Origin of the sequence: Streptomyces venezuelae (genome assembly GCF_008642335.1) — a bacterium.
In the GTDB taxonomy this organism is placed as follows: Bacteria; Actinomycetota; Actinomycetes; order Streptomycetales; family Streptomycetaceae; genus Streptomyces; species Streptomyces venezuelae_F.
On record NZ_CP029191.1, the window covers coordinates 1,369,359 to 1,385,927 of the forward strand.

Here is a 16,569-nt window from a genome sequence, read left to right on the forward strand (position 1 = left end):
AACCAAGACGGCCCGCCTCCCCCGCCGGCGGGCCGTGGAGCGGCACGGGGTCTGCCCGCTTACCGATCGAAAAGTTGAATATGCGACCGGGTCCGCTCCGGCTGCGCACCTGCCCACGCTTGTTCGACCCAAACCGATGAGTGACCCACGTCACATCCGTTGCGCTGTCGGCACGGAGAGGCGCGATGCGCAACGCGGCCACACCGTCGTACGCAGCACGTTCGCACTGTCGGTGCCGTGCGGCATGATGCGCGATGTGACTCAGCGAACACGACGGCTCATGCTTCTCGACACGGCTTCCCTGTACTTCAGGGCGTACTTCGGCGTCCCGGAGTCCGTGAAGGCCCCGGACGGCACTCCGGTCAACGCCGTGCGCGGGCTGCTCGACTTCATCACGCGCCTCGTCCAGGACCACCGGCCGGACGACCTGGTCGCCTGCATGGACGCGGACTGGCGCCCACAGTGGCGGGTCGAGCTCATCCCCTCGTACAAGGCGCACCGCGTCGCCGAGGAGGTCGAGAGCGGCGCGGACGCCGAGGAGATCCCGGACACCCTCTCGCCGCAGGTCCCGGTCATCGAGCAGGTGCTCGACGCGCTCGGCATCGCGCGTGTGGGCGTCGAGGCGTACGAGGCGGACGACGTGATCGGCACGTTCACGGCGCGCGCCGCCGGTCCGGTCGACATCGTCACCGGCGACCGCGACCTCTACCAGCTGGTCGACGACAAGCGCGGCGTCCGCGTCCTCTATCCCCTCAAGGGCGTCGGCACCCTGCAGACGACCGACGAGGCGTGGCTGCGCGAGAAGTACGGCGTGGACGGGCCGGGCTACGTCGACCTGGCGCTGTTGCGCGGCGACCCGAGCGACGGCCTGCCGGGCGTCCCGGGCATCGGCGAGAAGACGGCCGCGAAACTCCTGGACGCCTTCGGCGACCTGGCCGGGATCATGGCTGCGGTCGACGACCCGAAGTCGAAGCTGACCCCGTCGCAGCGCAGGCGCCTCGACGAGTCGCGCGCCTACGTGGCGGTCGCGCCGAAGGTCGTACGAGTGGCGGACGATGTCCCGCTCCCGGAAGTGGACATCGCCCTTCCGGACACCCCCCACGACCCCGCCGCCCTGGATGAACTCGCGGCCCGCTGGAACCTGGGCGGCTCGCTGCAGCGACTGCTCTCCACCCTTCACCCCTGAGGTGTTAGCTTAGGTAAACCTAAGTACTGTGGATCAGGGGAGGCCGTCGCCATGGCAGAACGTCCGGCACGCAAAGCACCGAAGGCCCATGTCGCGCAGGTCGTCCGCACGGAGCGGCTGACCCCGCACATGCAGCGGGTGGTCCTCGGCGGCGAGGGCCTCGCCGAGTTCGCGGCCGGCGAGTGCACCGACCACTACGTGAAACTGCTCTTCGACGCGGAGGGCGTCACCTATCCCGAGCCCTTCGACATGCAGCGGATCCGCGAGGAGTTCCCGCGCGACCAGTGGCCGGTCACCCGCACGTACACGGTGCGCTCCTGGGACCCGGAGGCCCGCGAGCTCGCCCTCGACTTCGTGATCCACGGCGACGAGGGCCTCGCGGGGCCGTGGGCCCGCGACGTCCGGCCGGGCGCCACGATGCGCTTGCTCGGACCGGGCGGCGCGTACGCCCCGGACGCGGACGCCGACTGGCACCTGCTCGCCGGCGACGAGAGCGCACTGCCCGCGATCGCCGCGGCGGCGGAGGCCCTGCCCGAAGGCGCGGCGGCCCACATCTTCATCGAGGTCGAGGGCCAGGACGAGGAGCAGAAGATCGCCACGACAGCGGAGGTCACCTGGCTCCACCGCGGCGACCGGCCCGTCGGCGAACTCCTCATCGAGGCCGTCCGCTCCCTGGAGTTCCCCCCGGGGACCCTCCAGGCCTTCGTCCACGGCGAGGCGGGCTTCGTGAAGGAACTCCGCCGCTACCTCCGCATGGAACGCGAGATCCCCCGCGACCAGCTCTCCATCTCCGGCTACTGGCGCCTCGGCCACAACGAGGACGGCTGGCAGGCATCGAAGCGGGAGTGGAACGCGCAGGTGGAGGCGGAACAGGAGAAGGCGGCCTGACCCACGGGAGCGGCAGGTTCACACCGCCGTACCCGCCCGCTCCCCCCTGATCCGCGCATGCAGATGCATGTCGTGCCACCCGTCCTCGTGCAGCAGCGCACTCCGCTTCGTGCCCTCCGCCGCGAACCCCGTCTTCAGGGCGACGCGGCACGACGCCTCGTTCGCCGTGGAGTGGGTCAGTTCCAGGCGGTGCAGGCCCACCTCTTCGAACGCCCACTCCGCGAGCGCCTCCACGGCCCGGGGAGCGATGCCGCGGCCGCGGGCCGAGGGCATCGTCCAGTACGCCACCTCCGCCTGGCCGTCGGCGAGCACCATGCAGCGCAGCGCGACCCTGCCCACCACCTCGTCGGTTCCCGCGTCGGCGATCGCCCAGTACGCGTCGCGCTCGTCCGCCCACGCCGTGCGCCAGCCCTCTATCCAACCGCGCACCTCGCTCTCGGAGTCGGCCACGCGCGCGTGCCAGCGCTGTATCACGGGGTCCTGGAACGCTTCGTACACCGCGGGCACGTCAGTGATCGACCAGGGGCGCAGGACCAAACCGCCGGGGACGGGCAGCGTGGGCTGCGTGCGGCGGGCGAGGGTACCGGCCGCGACGATGTCGGAGATCTTGAAGGGCATGGGCGCATCGTGCCAGCGGGGACACGGGCGACGGCAGTGGTTTTCCGGGGCGCACGTGAGCCTGCGGGGCACGAGCTCGCGCGCCCCGCACACCCGCCCGCCCCGGAAGATCCGCGAACACCCCGACCGCTCCCGCCCACACCCCCCGTGACCTGGGCGGCCCCGTACGCTGACCCCCTGATGAGACGCAAGCGCCGCCTTCCGCCCGCCCCGCTCCCCCAGCGCGACGGCATCGACCCCGTGCGGGTCGCCCTGCCGGCCGACGGGCCGTGGCCGACCGTGCGCGCCTACCTGGTGGAGCGGCTCCCGGTCGGGCCCGGCGTCGTCGACGCGATGGTGCGGGACAGCCGTTTCGTCGGAGCGGACGGCGAACCGGTGGCGCCCGACACCCCTTACCTGCCGGGCGCCTCCGTCTGGTTCCACCGGGACCTCCCCGCCGAGGTCCCCGTCCCCTTCGCCCTCGACGTCGTCCACCGCGACGAGCACATCGTCGTCGCGGACAAGCCGCACTTCCTCGCCACGATGCCCCGCGGCAGCCACGTCACGCAGACGGCCCTCGCCCGGCTCCGCACGGAACTCGGCGTCCCGACGCTCGGCGCCGCCCACCGCCTGGACCGGCTGACCGCGGGACTGCTCCTGTTCACGGTGCGGCCCGAGGAACGCGGCGCGTACCAGACACTGTTCCGGGACCGACTCGTGCACAAGGAGTACGAGGCGGTGGCCCCGTACGACCCGGACGTGCCACTCCCCCGTACCGTGCGCAGCCATATCGTGAAGGAGCGCGGGATCATCGCCGCGTACGAGGTGGCGGGCGCCGAACCCAACAGCGAGAGCCGCGTCGAACTCGTCGAGCACCGCGCCGGCCTCGGCCGCTACCGTCTGACCCCGCACACCGGCCGCACCCACCAACTCCGCGTCCACATGAACGCGTTGGGCCTGCCGATCCTCGGCGACCCCGTCTATCCGGTGGTGGCCGGGCCCGTGCCGCCGGACGACTTCCGGCGGCCGCTGCAACTCCTGGCGCGTGTCCTGGAGTTCACGGACCCGGTCACGGGCGCCGCCCACCGCTTCACCAGCGAACGAACGCTGGAGGCCTGGGAGGCGTACGACACGTGGGCGCGGTAGCCGCCGTCAGTAGCCACGCCACCAGGTGAGGAAGCGCTGCCACGCCCCCTTGGGCCGCACGGCCTCGGGAGCCGGGGCCGGGGCGGCCGCCGGTGACGGCGGGGCGGCCGGGGCGGCGGGCGCCGCGGGGCGCGGTGCCGGGGACGACACGTGCCAGTCCCTGCGCGGAGGCGGCAGCTGCGCCGAAGGGCGGGCCGTGACGTCCTGCGGCGGGCGCGGCGCGAACTTGACCGGCAGCTCCACGAGGTGCCGCGACATGATGGACGAGGTCCACCGCAGATCCCGCTCGTCGATGGCGAGTTCGACGTCCGGCAGGCGCATCAGGAGCGCGTCGACACCGGTGTCGGCGATGGCGCGGCCGATGTCCTGTCCCGGGCACTCGTGCGGCCCGCCGCTGAACGCGAGGTGCGAGCGGTTGCCCTGCATGTTGGCGGCGAGATCGGGCCGCACGACCGGGTCGACGTTGCCCGGCGCGATGCCCATGATCAGGCCGTCGCCCGCGCGGATCTTCTGGCCGCCGAGCTGGGTGTCCTGCTTCGCGAAGTAGCCGACCATCGCGCTGAACGGCGGCTCGTCCCACAGGGACTGCTCGACCGCCTCGGGCACCGTCATCTGCCCGCCGCTGAGCTGCGCCCTGAAGCGCGGGTCGGTGAGGACCATCCGCACGACGTTCGCGATGAGGTTGGCGGTCGCCTCGTACGCGGCGATGAGCACGAGCCGCAGGTGCGCGCCGACCTCGTCGTCGGTGAGCTGCGCGGGGTGGGCGATGAGGCGGCTGGTGAAGTCCTCCTCGAGGTTGGCGCGGCGCCGCGCCACCAGCCCCATCAGGACCTCCATCACATACGCGTTGCTCGCGATGGCGGTCTCGGTGCCCTTGATCATGTCGCGGGCGGACTGCACGATGCGTTCGTTGTACTCCTCGGGCATGCCGAGGACGTGGCACATCACCATCATCGGCAGGTGCTCGGCGAACTGGCTGACGAGGTCGGCGTGGCCCTCCTGGCAGAAGTCGTTGAGCAGGTGGTTCGTGTAGCGGTTGATGTAGCGGCGGATGCCGCGGTGGTCGATGCCGGACATGGCGCCGGTGACCGCGCCGCGCAGCCGCTGGTGCTCGTCGCCCTCGACGAAGCTGCACATCGGCTGCCAGGTGAAGACGGGGGCGAGCGGGTGGTCGAGGCCGGCGGTGCCGTCCCGCACGGCGCGCCAGGTGCGCGAGTCGCGGGTGTACTGCGAGGGGGTGCGGACCATGTGGAGGTTCTCGCTGTGCCCGAGCACGACCCACATCGGCACGTCGTTGTGGATCAGCACGGGCGCGACCGGGCCGTGCTCGGCGCGCAGCTTCTCGTACAGGCCCGCGAGGTCGGTGTCCGCCTCGGGGCCGTAGATGCGGCGCAGGCCGCCGGGGCCGAGGCCGTGGGCGGGACAGCCGGGCGGTGCGGCACCGAGGTCGTCGGTGCCGGCCCAGGGGGAAGGGGGAGGGGTCGTCACGGTCGTCGCTCCGGGTTTCGCTGAGGAGGGGGCGGGGGGCTGGGTACGGGTGGGGGCACGGTCAGACGCGGGCCGCGGTCAGGGAGTGGAGGTAGCGCATCAGGGTCATCAGGACGTCCCTGCTGGATTCCTTGCGGCGGGCGTCGCACGCCATGATCGGCACGATCTCCTCCAGGTCGAGGGCCCTGCGCAGGGTCGCGACCGGGTGGTGGGGCGCGTCGGGGAAGTCGTTGACGGCGACGACGAACGGCACGCCGCGCTCCTCCAGGCGGCCGATGACGTCGAAGCTGACTTCGAGGCGGCGGGTGTCGATGAGCACGACCGCGCCGAGCGCGCCTTCGAAGAGGCCGTTCCACAGGAACCAGAAGCGTTCCTGGCCGGGGGTCCCGAAGAGGTAGAGGACGAGCTCCTCGGAGATGCTGATGCGGCCGAAGTCCATCGCCACGGTGGTGGCCGTCTTGGACTCGGAGCCGTAGTTGTCGTCGACGCCGATGCCCGCCTGGGTCATCGTCTCCTCGGTGGTCAGCGGGCGGATCTCGCTCACCGAGCCGACCATCGTCGTCTTGCCGACCCCGAACCCGCCCACGATCACGACCTTCACGGCGGCCGCGGCCGTGTGCGGCAGCACGTCCTCGCTGCGGGGGCCGGTGATCGTGTCCGTGTTCCTAGAGTTTCTGAAGTCCATGCATCACCGCTTCGAGGAGGGATCGGTCGGGGAGCGCGGAGCGGACGACGGGGGCGCGCGCCTGCACGAGGTCGGTCGCGAGTAACTCCGTCAGGACGACGGTCACGACGGAGAACGGCAGCGACATGTACGCCGAGAGCTCGGCGACGGACAGCGGCGTCGTGCACAGCCGCAGTACCGCCGAGTGTTCCGGCTGCGCCGTCGGGGACGCCTCGCCCTGCGCGACGATCAGGGTGACGAGGTCGAGCGGCGCGCGCTCGGAGTCCTCGCCCGTGAGGATGTACAGCCGCTCCGGGTTCGAGGGGCTGCGGCGCTCCCGCTGGGGAGTCGCACCGCCCTGCGGCGGGACATCGCCCTGTTGCGGGCCGCGTGGGGAGTCTTGCGGAGGAGTCATACGGCCTGCCCGTCACGCCGGGGCGGGCTGGTCAGATGCGCCCCGATGCGTACGACGAGGTCACGCATGCGGGTGCCGATGAGGCCCGCGTCGACGGTCTCGTCGGCGAGCACGGCGAGGTAGGCGCCCGCGCCCGCGGCCATCAGGTAGAAGTAGCCGCCGTTGATCTCGATGATGACCATCTTCATGCCGCCGTCGCTGCGGGGGATCTCGGTGGCGACGGCGGCGGCGAGGCTCTGCAGGCCCGCGCAGGCGGCGGCGATGCGGTCGGCCGCGTCGGGATCGCCGCCGTAGCGCGCGATGCGCAGGCCGTCCGCCGAGAGCACCACGATCTGCCGGGTCTGCGGCACTCCGTCGGCGAGCTCCTTCAGCATCCAGTCGAAGTTGGCGCGTTGCTGGATCACTGCCAGTCCCTCTCGTCGGCGTTGCCGTGGTTGTTCTGCGGGGGCACCGGACCGGACTCCTCCGGCTGGTCCGCGGCGGGGTCGCCCTTGACGCCCTTCATGAACGCCTCGATCCACAGGCCCGGTTCGGGTTCCTGCCGCTTGGGCGGTGCGGGGGGCTGTGCGGTGGCCGCGGCGTGGGCCTCGGCGACACGCTGGGCCTCGGCCTCCTGTGCGTACCGCTCGGCGAGGGAGATCTTGACGCGGCTGCGGCGCTGCGGGAGGCCTCCCTCCGTCCATTCGGTGACCTCGGGGACGTCGTCCTCCATGGTCGCGGTGAGCGGGGAGCGCAAGGGCGGGCCCGCGGTGACGACGCGCGGCTTCTTGCGGCGGATGTTGCGGGCGGGTTCCTCGATGGTGCGGCCGCTGTTGTCGACGCGGGGCACGGCGGAGGCGCCGATGCCGTGGGCGAGGCCGGGCGCGGGCCCGGTGGTCATCATCTCGCGCGGCACGATGAGCACCGCGCGGACGCCGCCGTACGCGGACTGCCGCAGGGAGACCTGGAGGTTGTACATCTGGGAGAGGCGGCCGACGACGGCCATGCCGAGGCGCGGCGTCTCCCCGAGGTCGTTGAGGTCGATGCCGGCCTGGGCCTGCGCCAGCATGCGTTCGGCGCGGGCCCGCGCCTCCTCGCTGAGGCTGACGCCGCCGTCCTCGATCTCGACGGCGATGCCGGTCTGCACCTCGACCGCGGTGACGTGCACCTTGGTCTGCGGGGGCGAGTACCGGGTGGCGTTGTCGAGGAGTTCGGCGCAGGCGTGGATGAGCGGCTCGACGGACGTGCCGAGGATGGCGACGTCGGCGATGGAGTGCAGTTCCACGCGCGGGTAGTCGAGGATCCGGGACATCGCGCCGCGCAGCACGCTGAACAGCCGGACGGGCTCGGGCCACTGGCGGCCCGGGCGCGCGCCGCCGAGCACCGTGATGGAGTCGGCGAGCCGGCCGATCAGCGCGGTGCCGTGGTCGATGCGCAGCAGGTCGTCGAAGACCTCGGGGTTGCGTCCGTGGAACTCCTCCATCTCACGGAGTTCCGCGGCCTGCTGGTGGACGATCGACTGGACGCGACGGGCGATGTTGACGAAGGCGCGCTGCGCGGATTCGCGCATCGCCTCCTCGTTGTCCAGGATCTCAAGGATGGACCGCAGCAAGTCGCGCTGAGATGCGGGGAGTTCGCGGTAGACCTCGTTCTTGTCGACGACGTTGCGGATGACTTCCGGGGGCGCTTCGCCCTGCCGGAGCCGCCAGAGCGCGTCGGGCAGGAGCTCCCTGCCCAGGCGCACGGTCTCGTCGTCGTGGGATGCGATGCGCCGTTCGAGGAAGGCGAGCCGCTCTGCGTACTGCGTGCGCTGCCCCCGGATGGTCCGGCCGCGGCGCACCGCTTCGGCGCCGACCGCGATGACCATGAGGGTCGCGACGGCGCCGCACCAGGTGACGGCGGGCCGGGCCGGCGGTGCCACCGAGGCGACGGCGGCTCCGGTCGCCGCCGCCATCAGCATGGCGGGCAGCAACAACACGCGCGCGTAAGGGACTTCTCGGCCACCGGGAGGCGATTGAACACTCACCATGTATGCCCTCTGAACACTCGTCTTGGGGGAATGTGACGTCTTGGGGAACGACGGAACATAGGGGAATGACGAAACGAACGATCGAAAGATTTGGGAACAAGCGCGCGAATCCGTTGCAACTCGTTCAACTCGCCGCGCTCCGGGCGAGCTTAGTCCGCCGGAATCATCGTCGTGTCATATTCGGCAACCCTCTGCACAGGGCCCGCCGAGAGGCATACACTCTGCCCTTTTGCACAGCTGGCGATCGTTCGAACACATGGAGTGACGCCTCGAAAACGTCGTGAAACGCCGAACGGGCGCGCCCCACGACCGAGTTGGTCGAGGAACGCGCCCGTGGCGCGACGGAGGTCCGGCTCAGCCCACCGAGCTGTACGCCACCACACCCCGCAGGAGCTGGTCGACGGCCTTGCGGGCGTTCTTCGCGACCGTGCTGCCCTCGCGCGGGGCAGCGGCGGAGATCTGCCCGAGGACGTCGATGACCTGCTTGCACCAGCGCACGAAGTCGCCGGCCGGCATCTCCGCCTCGCGCAGCACCTCGTCCAGGCCCTTGTCGTTGGCCCACATGTACGCCGCCCAGGCGAAGCCGAGGTCGGGCTCCCGCTGGCCGACGCCCTCCGTCTGACTGATCTTGAACTCTTCTTCCAGACCGTCGAGACGGCCCCAGATGCGCACCATCTCGCCGAGCGCCGCCTTCGCCGCGCCGGACGGCAGCTTGGGCGCGAGCGCGTCGTCGCCGACCCGCGCCTCGTACACCAACGCGGAGACACAGGCGGCCAGTTCGGCCGGGCTCAGGCCCTCCCACACACCGGCCCGCAGGCACTCGCTGGCCAGCAGATCCAGCTCCCCGTACAACCGGGCGAGCCGCTTGCCGTGCTCGGTGACCTCGTCGCCCCGCAGATAGTCGAGCTCGGTCAGGAGCGCGACGATCCGGTCGAAGGTGCGGGCGATCGTGTTCGTACGCCCCTCGATGCGGCGCTCCAGCTGCGAGGTGTCGCGCTTGAGGCGGTAATATCGCTCGGCCCAGCGCGCGTGGTCCTCGCGCTCGTCACAGCCGTGGCAGGGGTGCGCGCGCAGCTCCGCGCGCAACCGCGCGATCTCCTGGTCGTCGGCGGCCGTCGCGCGGCCCTTGCGGTGCCGGTCCGGGACGATGTGCCCGGCCTTGGTGCGCAGCGCGGACGCCAGGTCCCTGCGGGACTGCGGGGAGCGCGCGTTGAACGACTTCGGGATGCGCATCCGCTCCAGCGCCTCGACGGGCACCGGGAAGTCCATGGCCGCGAGCCGCTTGACCTGCCGCTCGGCCGTGAGCACCAGCGGCCGCGGCCCGTCGACGTGGTCGAACCCGCGGTGACCGTTGGCACGCCCGGCGGGCAGCCCCGGGTCCAGGACGAGCGCCAGGCCCGCGTACTTCCCCGTCGGCACGTGGATGACATCGCCCGGCTTCAGCTTCTCCAGGGCGGTGGCAGCAGCGGCCCTGCGCTGGGCCGCGCCCTGCTTGGCGAGCTCGTTCTCCCGGTCCTTCAGCTCGCGGCGCAGCCGCGCGTACTCGTCGAAGTCGCCCAGGTGGCAGGTCATGGAGGCCTTGTAGCCCTCGAGACCCACCTCGTTCTTCTGCACCTGACGGGAAATGCCCACGACCGACTTGTCGGCCTGGAACTGCGCGAACGACGTCTCCAGGAGCTCGCGCGAGCGGTGCCGCCCGAACTGCTCGACCAGGTTCACCGCCATGTTGTACGACGGCTTGAAGCTGGACCGCAGCGGGTACGTGCGCGTACCGGCGAGACCCGCCAGGTGCTCGGGGCTCATGGCGCGCTGCCAGAGCACCACCGCATGGCCCTCCACGTCGATGCCGCGGCGCCCGGCACGGCCCGTCAACTGCGTGTACTCACCCGGGGTGATGTCGGCGTGCTGCTCGCCGTTCCACTTGACGAGCTTCTCCAGCACCACGCTGCGCGCGGGCATGTTGATGCCGAGGGCGAGGGTCTCGGTGGCGAAGACCGCCTTGACCAGGCCGCGCACGAACAGCTCCTCGACGACCTCCTTGAAGGTCGGCAGCATGCCCGCGTGGTGCGCCGCGATGCCGCGCTCCAGGCCCTCCAGCCATTCGTAGTAGCCGAGGACGTGGAGGTCCTCGTTCGGGATCGAGGACGTGCGCTCCTCGACGATCCCGCGGACCGTCATCCGCGCCTCGTCGTCGTTCAGCCTGAGCCCCGCGTACAGACACTGCTGGACCGCGGCCTCGCAGCCGGCCCGGCTGAAGATGAACGTGATGGCGGGCAGCAGGCCCTCGGCGTCGAGCCGCTCGATGACCTCGGGCCTGCCCGGCGTCCAGATCCGGGACCGCTGCCGGCGCTCCCGCTCGCGGTCGGCCTCGCGGATCATCTTGCCCTTGCGGCGGTCCCGCGGGTTGTACGAGCGGCTGGCCTCCATCCGCGCCATGCGCGTGAGGTCGGGGTTGACCGTCTTCTTCCGGCCCTCGCCCTCCTCGAAGAGGTCGTACATCCGCCGTCCGGCCAGCACGTGCTGGAACAGCGGCACCGGCCGGTGCTCGGAGACGATCACCTGGGTGTCGCCGCGGACCGTGTCGAGCCAGTCACCGAACTCCTCCGCGTTCGACACCGTCGCCGACAGGGAGACCAGCGTGACCGACTCCTGGAGGTGGATGATCACCTCCTCCCAGACGGCGCCGCGGAAGCGGTCGGAGAGGTAGTGCACCTCGTCCATGACCACATAGCCGAGGTTGAGCAGCGACTGCGAGCCCGAATACAGCATGTTCCGCAGGACTTCGGTGGTCATGACGACCACCGGGGCGTCGCTGTTGACGCTGTTGTCGCCGGTGAGCAGGCCGACCTTGTCCGCGCCGTACCGCTTGGCGAGGTCGGAGTACTTCTGGTTGGAGAGCGCCTTGATCGGCGTGGTGTAGAAACACTTCTTGCCCTGCAGCAGGGCGAGGTGCACGGCGAACTCGCCGACGATCGTCTTGCCCGAGCCCGTGGGGGCGGCCACGAGCACGCCCTTGCCCGCCTCCAGCGCCTGGCAGGCCTCGATCTGGAAGGGGTCGAGGCCGAATTCGTACATCTCGCGGAAGGACGCGAGTGCGGTGGCCTGCTCGGCAGCGCGCTTGCGCGCCGCCGCGTACCGCTCGGCCGGTGAGAGGTCCTCTGTCATCGTGCTTTCGAGACTACCGGCCACCGCTGACAACGGACGATCATTATCGGAACGGCGGTGGAACGTGCCAGCTCAGGCGGCGCGCGTCGCGGCGCTCACGGCCCGAGGACGCGCACGGCCCCCGGCACGCACTCCGCGGTCAGCGGCAGCGCGCCGAGCGGTTCCCCGTCCGCGTAGCCGGTGATGCCGGGGGCGGCGAGCTCGACCCGGGCCGCGCGGTGCACGGTGACCTTCGGATGGTCGAGGTGCGTGCCCTTGTAGACCCGCGGGAAGACCTTCAGGAGCGTCGTGCGGGTGCAGTCGCCGACCACGGTGACGTCGAACAGACCGTCGCTCATGTCGGCCCCGGCACAGATCCGCATGCCGCCGCCGTACGAGGTTCCGTTGCCGACCGCGACGAGCGTGGCCTCGACCTCGTGGACGTCGCTGCCGTCCAGCGTGATGCGGTACGGGACGGGCCGGAACGCCGCGAGCTCCACGACCATCGCCAGGTCGTACTTGAAGCGCCCCGTGGGCCACCGCATCCGGTTGCCGCGGTCGTTGACCCGCGAGTCGAAGCCGGAGGCGAGCACGGTCCCGAACCACGTCCCGCCGACCCTCCCCAGATCGACGTCACGCGTGCGTGCCCCCTTCAGCGCCTCGGCGACGAGTTCCCCGGCGGCGGCCGGCTCCCGCACGGGCAGCCCGAGGGCTCGCGCGAAGTCGTTGCCGGTCCCCACCGCGATCACCCCCAGCGGGGTGCGGGTCCCGGCGACGGCCTGCAGCGCCAGGCTCGCCATGCCGTCGCCGCCGACGGCTATGAGGGCCCCCGTGCCGCCCTCGACGGCCGCACGGGCCCGGCGCAGCGCGTCGGGGGCGTCCTCACCGATGACCGTGCGCACGGAGAAGCCGCGGGCCCGCAGAGCGGAAGCGGCCGGCTGCGCCGCGTGGGCGCCCCGGCCGCGACCCGCGGTGGGATTGACGAAGAGGGTGATCTCGCTGGTCACTAAGGGTCCCCCCGGACGGAGTTTGAGGGAGGACCCTAGCAACGTCAGGTCACGTCGTCGAAACCGTTCACCCGCTGATCGCTGCGTCCGGCGTTCGCCTGCTCGGGCAGCGCCCGGGGCGGCCGCACCGCTTCGACGTCGTCGACGGCCTGCGGGGTCAGGTCGAGGTCGGACGCCTCGTCGTCGTCGAGCTCGGCGTCGGGGTTGTTGCGGCGACGGCGGCGGTCGTTCAGGAGGGAGATGCCGACCGCGATGAAGTACAGGACGACGATCGGTCCCGCGAGCGCGATCATGCCGACCGGGTCGGTCGTCGGGGTCGCCACCGCGCCGAAGATGAAGACGCCCATGACGACGCCGCGCCACCAGGTGGCCATGCGGCGCCCTGTCACCATGCCGGTCATGTTGAGCATCACCAGGAGCAGTGGGAGCTCGAACGAGATGCCGAAGATGAGGACCATCCTGACGGTGAAGTCGAGGATCTTGTCCATCGGCAGCAGGTTCGCCGCGCCGTCGGGTGTGATGCCGAGCAGGACACGCATGCTGACGGGAAGGATCGTGTAGGCCAGCCAGGCGCCCGCGAAGAAGAGCGGCACGGCGGCGGACACGAACCAGTACGTGTACTTGCGCTCGTTCTTGTGCAGACCGGGCGCGACGAACGCCCAGAGCTGGTACAGCCAGATCGGGCTTGAAACGATTATGCCGACCATGAGGCTGACCTTCACCGTGGTGGTGAAGGGCGAGAGCAGGTCGTTGAAGGTCACGGTCGCGCAGTGGCCACCGGTCTCCTTCATGCCGGGCTCGCAGCGCGGCACGGGATCAGCCAGGAACTCCATCAGTTCCTGGCTGTAGAACGCCGCCACGATCGACACGACCGTGATGGCGAGGAGCCCCTTGGCGAGCCGGTTGCGGAGCTCACGAAGGTGCTCCGCGAGGGACATCCGCCCCTCGGGGTCCTTCTCCTTCTTGCGGGCAGACTTGAGCAACCCACGTCCTCATCTCGTGCGGCAGGCCGGCCGTCGGCGCCGGCCTTGGATCAGCGCTGCGTCGTACGGTCGGTCGGCTCGGTGACCGGGCGCGAGCTGGTCACGTCGCCGGGGGCGGCCTGGATCGTGCGCTTCTGGACGGCCGGGTCGCTCGGCGGGTCGGCCGGAGCGGCGGTGTCGTCCTTGCTCTCGGACTTCATGGCCTTGGCCTCGCTCTTGAGGATGCGGGCCGACTTGCCGAGGGAGCGCGCCATGTCGGGCAGCTTCTTCGCACCGAAGAGCAGGACGATGACGACGAGGATGAGGATGATCTCGGTGGGGCCGAGCCTACCCATAGCTGTTTACCTTCTTCACCGAGGCGACAGGAGTCTGGTTGCTCGGCAGACCGGACATATATCCGATCTCCCGCGCATGGCAGCGATCGTAACCCCCCGGGGTAAACGCTCGGCAATCCCCGCGCATACTCCGAGTACGGCCCCCGCCTCGATCCCGGGCCGTATTCGCAGCGTACCCGTCCACCTCCGGGAGCCGACAGGCCGCGGACGCTAAAGAGCCCCGCGGCCCGCACGGGCCACACCGGCCGCTGCCTTCTCCAGGTCCTCCGCCGCGCGGTTGATCTGCCGTGTGGTCTCGGTCACTTGACGAGCGAGACGCTGCGCCTCCACAAACACCTTGATCGCCAGTACGCCGAGGACGGCGAGGCCCAAGAAGCCCGCCGCGATCGCGAGCATCGCCCAGAACATGCGCCGAGCCTAGACGGTGGAGTGCAGGCGCAGCGTCCGCACCCCGCCACCGGTGAGGAGTTCGACGATCCGCTCCCCCGCGGGCTTGCGCACCGCGGCCTCGCACTCGGGGCAGGTGAACGAGTAGAAGGTGGTGCGGGCGCTCGCGCCGATGGCGAGGCGCAGCGCGCCCGCGGACAGCTCGAAGCGGGCCCGGCAGTCGGGGCAGGCGGCCGTGAACAGGACGGGGACGGAGGCGGGCCGCGGCTGCGACGGCACCCCCGGAAGTCCGGACATCGTCGGTGTGCTCAACGCCCCGTCTCCTGACTGTCGTGATCCTCGTACGCCGCCGCTTCCCGCTCGTACGCGTCGAGGGCCTCGCGGGCCGCCTCCCGCGCGCTGTCGGCGAGCTGGGCCGGGGAGACGATCCGCCCGTCCCCGCCGAGCCGCAGCGCGAGCCGCCGCAGCGAGGCCGGGTCGGGGGTGCGCAGGGTGATCCGCAGGCCGCCGTCGGGCAGCTCGTCGGCGCTGTCGTGCGGGTAGTACTCGGCGACCCAGCGGCCGCCGGGACCCACCTCGACGACGACCTCGGGGTCCTCGGCCGCGGGCTGCACCAGTCCTTCGGAGAGGTCGCGCAGCTCCACCTCGGGCGGCGCGGACGGCTCGTCGAGGATCTTGATCTCGGCGACCCGGTCGAGGCGGAAGGTGCGCCGCGCCTCGGAGCGGCGGCACCACGCCTCCACGTAGGTGTGGCCGACGCTCACCAGGCGGATGGGGTCGATCTCCCGCTCGGTGAGCTCGTCGCGCGCCGGCGAGTAGTAGCGGATCCAGAGTCTGCGCCGCTCGGAGATGGCCCGGTCGACGTCGGCGAAGACGCCACCCTCGGACTCGAACGTCACCGACAGGCGGGAGCTGGCGCCCGCCGCCTCGCCGGCCGCGGTCTCCAGCTTCGCGGTGGCGCGCAGCAGCGCGAGGCGGTCGCTCTCGCGCAGGCCGGGCAGGGTGGACACGGCGCGGGCGGCCACCAGCAGGGCGGTCGCCTCGTCGGCGGCCAGGCGCAGCGGCGCCGCCACGTCGTCGGGGTTGTGCCACCAGATGCGGTCGCCGTCGGTGTCGATGTCCAGGAGGTCACCGCCGCGGAAGCTGGTTCCGCACAGCGGCAGCACGTCGAGGTCGGAGATCAGCTCGTCGGTGCTGATCCCGAAGGCGCGGGCGACGTCGCCGACGTGCGCCCCGGGGCGCTCCCGCAGATAGGTCACCAGCGACAGCATGCGCCGCGTCTGGTCGATGGCGTTCGAGGCCATTGCTCTGTCCGCTTCCCCTCAGCCCTTGGCCACGGCACGCAGCCGGTCCACGACGTCGGCCCGCAGCTCGGCGGGCTCGAGGACCACCACATCGGGCCCGAACTCCACCAGCCACGCATCCAGGCCGTGCCCGTACGGAATCTCCAGCTCGTCCCACCCGTCGTCGCCCACGCGCACCGCGACGGCCTTGGCGCGCAGCGGGTACCCGGCGTCCGTGCGCAGCCGGATCAGGGCGGTGCGGTCGGCGGTCTCCCCCGCCCAGCCCGCGACGGTCTCGCGGACCGTGACGACGTCCGGGACGTCGGCGGTGTACTTCCCCGCGCGGGCCCGCACCTTCCCGGTGATGCGGGAGAGCCGGAACACGCGCTCGGCGCCCCGGTCCCTGTCCCAGCCCGCCAGGTACCAGTGGCCGCGCCAGCACTCCAGCGCCCACGGCTCGACGTGCCGCTGCTCGGGGCGGGCGGCGGTGGCCTTGCGGTAGTCGAAGACGACGGGTCGGCGGTCCCGGCAGGCGAGCATCAGCGGTTCGAAGGACGCCTCGTGCGCGGGGATGCGCGGCTCCAGGGCGCTGTGCGACCCGTACGGGTCGACGTCCTCGGGCAGCCCGGCGGCGCGCAGCTTCTGCAGGGCACCGCTGGCGGCGCCGGCCAGGCGGGCCTGCTGCCAGACCTTCGCGGCCAGGCCGAGCGCCGCGGCCTCCTCGGCGTCCAGGGTGATGGCGGGCAGGCGGTTGCTGTCACGGCGGGCGAGGTAGCCGACCTCCCCCTCCAGGTTCTCCACGGTCTCGATGACCAGACCGAGCTCGCGCAGATCGTCCTTGTCGCGCTCGAACATCCGGTTGAAGGAGTCGTCGGACCCCGCCTCCAGATAGGCCTCGATCGACTCACGCAGCTCCCGCTTGCTGAGCGGCCGCCGGGTCCCGAGCAGGCACAGCGCAAGATTCATCAGCCGCTCGGCCTTGGCAATGGCCATCGACGCCCTTTCTCGGCTGTTCAGATTGTGCTTCCGACCGATGAC

The 16,569-nt window shown here is 71.4% G+C and carries 17 protein-coding genes; 3 read left to right on the forward strand and 14 right to left on the reverse strand.

Going from position 1 to position 16,569, the window contains the following annotated elements:
• The first annotated feature begins 247 nt into the window (after positions 1–247).
• Both DEJ49_RS06045 and DEJ49_RS06050 read left to right on the forward strand, forming a co-directional pair.
• Positions 248–1,186, forward strand: coding sequence for a 5'-3' exonuclease H3TH domain-containing protein (locus tag DEJ49_RS06045; RefSeq protein ID WP_411757139.1), 939 nt, complete (start codon positions 248–250; stop codon positions 1,184–1,186).
• A gap of 51 nt (positions 1,187–1,237) precedes the next feature.
• The gene (locus DEJ49_RS06050; RefSeq protein WP_150183049.1) at positions 1,238–2,074 is read left to right on the forward strand and encodes a siderophore-interacting protein; all 837 of its coding nucleotides are present in this window, start codon (positions 1,238–1,240) and stop codon (positions 2,072–2,074) included.
• Between the two features lie 18 nt (positions 2,075–2,092).
• On the opposite strand, the gene DEJ49_RS06055 is transcribed toward DEJ49_RS06050, so the two are convergent.
• The gene (locus DEJ49_RS06055; protein ID WP_150183051.1) at positions 2,093–2,692 is read right to left on the reverse strand and encodes a GNAT family N-acetyltransferase; all 600 of its coding nucleotides are present in this window, start codon (positions 2,690–2,692) and stop codon (positions 2,093–2,095) included.
• Between the two features lie 180 nt (positions 2,693–2,872).
• Between DEJ49_RS06055 and DEJ49_RS06060 the strand changes: the two genes are divergently transcribed.
• Positions 2,873–3,817 carry an RluA family pseudouridine synthase gene (locus tag DEJ49_RS06060; RefSeq protein ID WP_150183053.1) on the forward strand — a complete coding sequence of 315 codons (945 nt, stop codon included), beginning with the start codon at positions 2,873–2,875 and terminating at the stop codon, positions 3,815–3,817.
• Positions 3,818–3,823: 6 nt separating this feature from the next.
• On the opposite strand, the gene DEJ49_RS06065 is transcribed toward DEJ49_RS06060, so the two are convergent.
• The 13 genes from DEJ49_RS06065 to DEJ49_RS06125 form a co-directional block, all read right to left on the reverse strand.
• Entirely contained in the window at positions 3,824–5,305 is a 1,482-nt protein-coding gene (locus tag DEJ49_RS06065) for a cytochrome P450 (RefSeq protein WP_150183055.1), read from the reverse strand.
• A gap of 61 nt (positions 5,306–5,366) precedes the next feature.
• The gene (locus DEJ49_RS06070; RefSeq protein ID WP_150183057.1) at positions 5,367–5,990 is read right to left on the reverse strand and encodes a GTP-binding protein; all 624 of its coding nucleotides are present in this window, start codon (positions 5,988–5,990) and stop codon (positions 5,367–5,369) included.
• Positions 5,971–6,384: a DUF742 domain-containing protein gene (locus tag DEJ49_RS06075; protein ID WP_150183058.1), complete on the reverse strand. Its 414-nt coding sequence runs from the start codon at positions 6,382–6,384 to the stop codon at positions 5,971–5,973. Before DEJ49_RS06075 ends, DEJ49_RS06070 begins: the two co-directional genes overlap by 20 nt.
• Positions 6,381–6,788 carry a roadblock/LC7 domain-containing protein gene (locus tag DEJ49_RS06080; protein ID WP_150183060.1) on the reverse strand — a complete coding sequence of 136 codons (408 nt, stop codon included), beginning with the start codon at positions 6,786–6,788 and terminating at the stop codon, positions 6,381–6,383. Before DEJ49_RS06080 ends, DEJ49_RS06075 begins: the two co-directional genes overlap by 4 nt.
• Positions 6,785–8,392, reverse strand: a complete 1,608-nt coding sequence (locus DEJ49_RS06085; protein WP_223832739.1) for a sensor histidine kinase — start codon at positions 8,390–8,392, stop codon at positions 6,785–6,787. Before DEJ49_RS06085 ends, DEJ49_RS06080 begins: the two co-directional genes overlap by 4 nt.
• A gap of 354 nt (positions 8,393–8,746) precedes the next feature.
• The gene (locus DEJ49_RS06090; protein ID WP_150183064.1) at positions 8,747–11,557 is read right to left on the reverse strand and encodes a DEAD/DEAH box helicase; all 2,811 of its coding nucleotides are present in this window, start codon (positions 11,555–11,557) and stop codon (positions 8,747–8,749) included.
• A 95-nt stretch (positions 11,558–11,652) separates the two neighbouring features.
• A complete protein-coding gene (locus tag DEJ49_RS06095; RefSeq protein WP_150183066.1) occupies positions 11,653–12,543 on the reverse strand; it encodes a diacylglycerol kinase in 891 nt (296 codons plus the stop codon).
• A 44-nt stretch (positions 12,544–12,587) separates the two neighbouring features.
• Positions 12,588–13,481 carry a twin-arginine translocase subunit TatC gene (tatC, locus tag DEJ49_RS06100; RefSeq protein WP_150188068.1) on the reverse strand — a complete coding sequence of 298 codons (894 nt, stop codon included), beginning with the start codon at positions 13,479–13,481 and terminating at the stop codon, positions 12,588–12,590.
• Positions 13,482–13,576: 95 nt separating this feature from the next.
• Positions 13,577–13,861: a Sec-independent protein translocase subunit TatA gene (gene tatA, locus DEJ49_RS06105; protein WP_150165866.1), complete on the reverse strand. Its 285-nt coding sequence runs from the start codon at positions 13,859–13,861 to the stop codon at positions 13,577–13,579.
• A 210-nt stretch (positions 13,862–14,071) separates the two neighbouring features.
• Positions 14,072–14,269: a hypothetical protein gene (locus DEJ49_RS06110; protein WP_150183068.1), complete on the reverse strand. Its 198-nt coding sequence runs from the start codon at positions 14,267–14,269 to the stop codon at positions 14,072–14,074.
• A 9-nt stretch (positions 14,270–14,278) separates the two neighbouring features.
• Entirely contained in the window at positions 14,279–14,545 is a 267-nt protein-coding gene (locus DEJ49_RS06115; protein ID WP_150188069.1) for a hypothetical protein, read from the reverse strand.
• An 11-nt stretch (positions 14,546–14,556) separates the two neighbouring features.
• The gene (locus DEJ49_RS06120) at positions 14,557–15,552 is read right to left on the reverse strand and encodes a helix-turn-helix transcriptional regulator (protein ID WP_150183070.1); all 996 of its coding nucleotides are present in this window, start codon (positions 15,550–15,552) and stop codon (positions 14,557–14,559) included.
• Between the two features lie 18 nt (positions 15,553–15,570).
• Positions 15,571–16,524 carry a helix-turn-helix transcriptional regulator gene (locus DEJ49_RS06125; RefSeq protein WP_150183072.1) on the reverse strand — a complete coding sequence of 318 codons (954 nt, stop codon included), beginning with the start codon at positions 16,522–16,524 and terminating at the stop codon, positions 15,571–15,573.
• Between the last annotated feature and the right edge of the window lie 45 nt (positions 16,525–16,569).

Coding starts and splice junctions, on each gene's coding strand:
- DEJ49_RS06070 (WP_150183057.1), bottom strand. CDS start 5,990: ATGGACTTCAGAAACTCTAGGAACACGGACACGATCACCGGCCCCCGC.
- DEJ49_RS06060 (WP_150183053.1), top strand. CDS start 2,873: ATGAGACGCAAGCGCCGCCTTCCGCCCGCCCCGCTCCCCCAGCGCGAC.
- DEJ49_RS06125 (WP_150183072.1), bottom strand. CDS start 16,524: ATGGCCATTGCCAAGGCCGAGCGGCTGATGAATCTTGCGCTGTGCCTG.
- DEJ49_RS06110 (WP_150183068.1), bottom strand. CDS start 14,269: ATGTTCTGGGCGATGCTCGCGATCGCGGCGGGCTTCTTGGGCCTCGCC.
- DEJ49_RS06115 (WP_150188069.1), bottom strand. CDS start 14,545: ATGTCCGGACTTCCGGGGGTGCCGTCGCAGCCGCGGCCCGCCTCCGTC.
- DEJ49_RS06090 (WP_150183064.1), bottom strand. CDS start 11,557: ATGACAGAGGACCTCTCACCGGCCGAGCGGTACGCGGCGGCGCGCAAG.
- DEJ49_RS06045 (WP_411757139.1), top strand. CDS start 248: ATGCGCGATGTGACTCAGCGAACACGACGGCTCATGCTTCTCGACACG.
- DEJ49_RS06085 (WP_223832739.1), bottom strand. CDS start 8,392: ATGGTGAGTGTTCAATCGCCTCCCGGTGGCCGAGAAGTCCCTTACGCG.
- DEJ49_RS06050 (WP_150183049.1), top strand. CDS start 1,238: ATGGCAGAACGTCCGGCACGCAAAGCACCGAAGGCCCATGTCGCGCAG.
- tatC (WP_150188068.1), bottom strand. CDS start 13,481: ATGTCCCTCGCGGAGCACCTTCGTGAGCTCCGCAACCGGCTCGCCAAG.
- DEJ49_RS06055 (WP_150183051.1), bottom strand. CDS start 2,692: ATGCCCTTCAAGATCTCCGACATCGTCGCGGCCGGTACCCTCGCCCGC.
- DEJ49_RS06120 (WP_150183070.1), bottom strand. CDS start 15,552: ATGGCCTCGAACGCCATCGACCAGACGCGGCGCATGCTGTCGCTGGTG.
- DEJ49_RS06075 (WP_150183058.1), bottom strand. CDS start 6,384: ATGACTCCTCCGCAAGACTCCCCACGCGGCCCGCAACAGGGCGATGTC.
- tatA (WP_150165866.1), bottom strand. CDS start 13,861: ATGGGTAGGCTCGGCCCCACCGAGATCATCCTCATCCTCGTCGTCATC.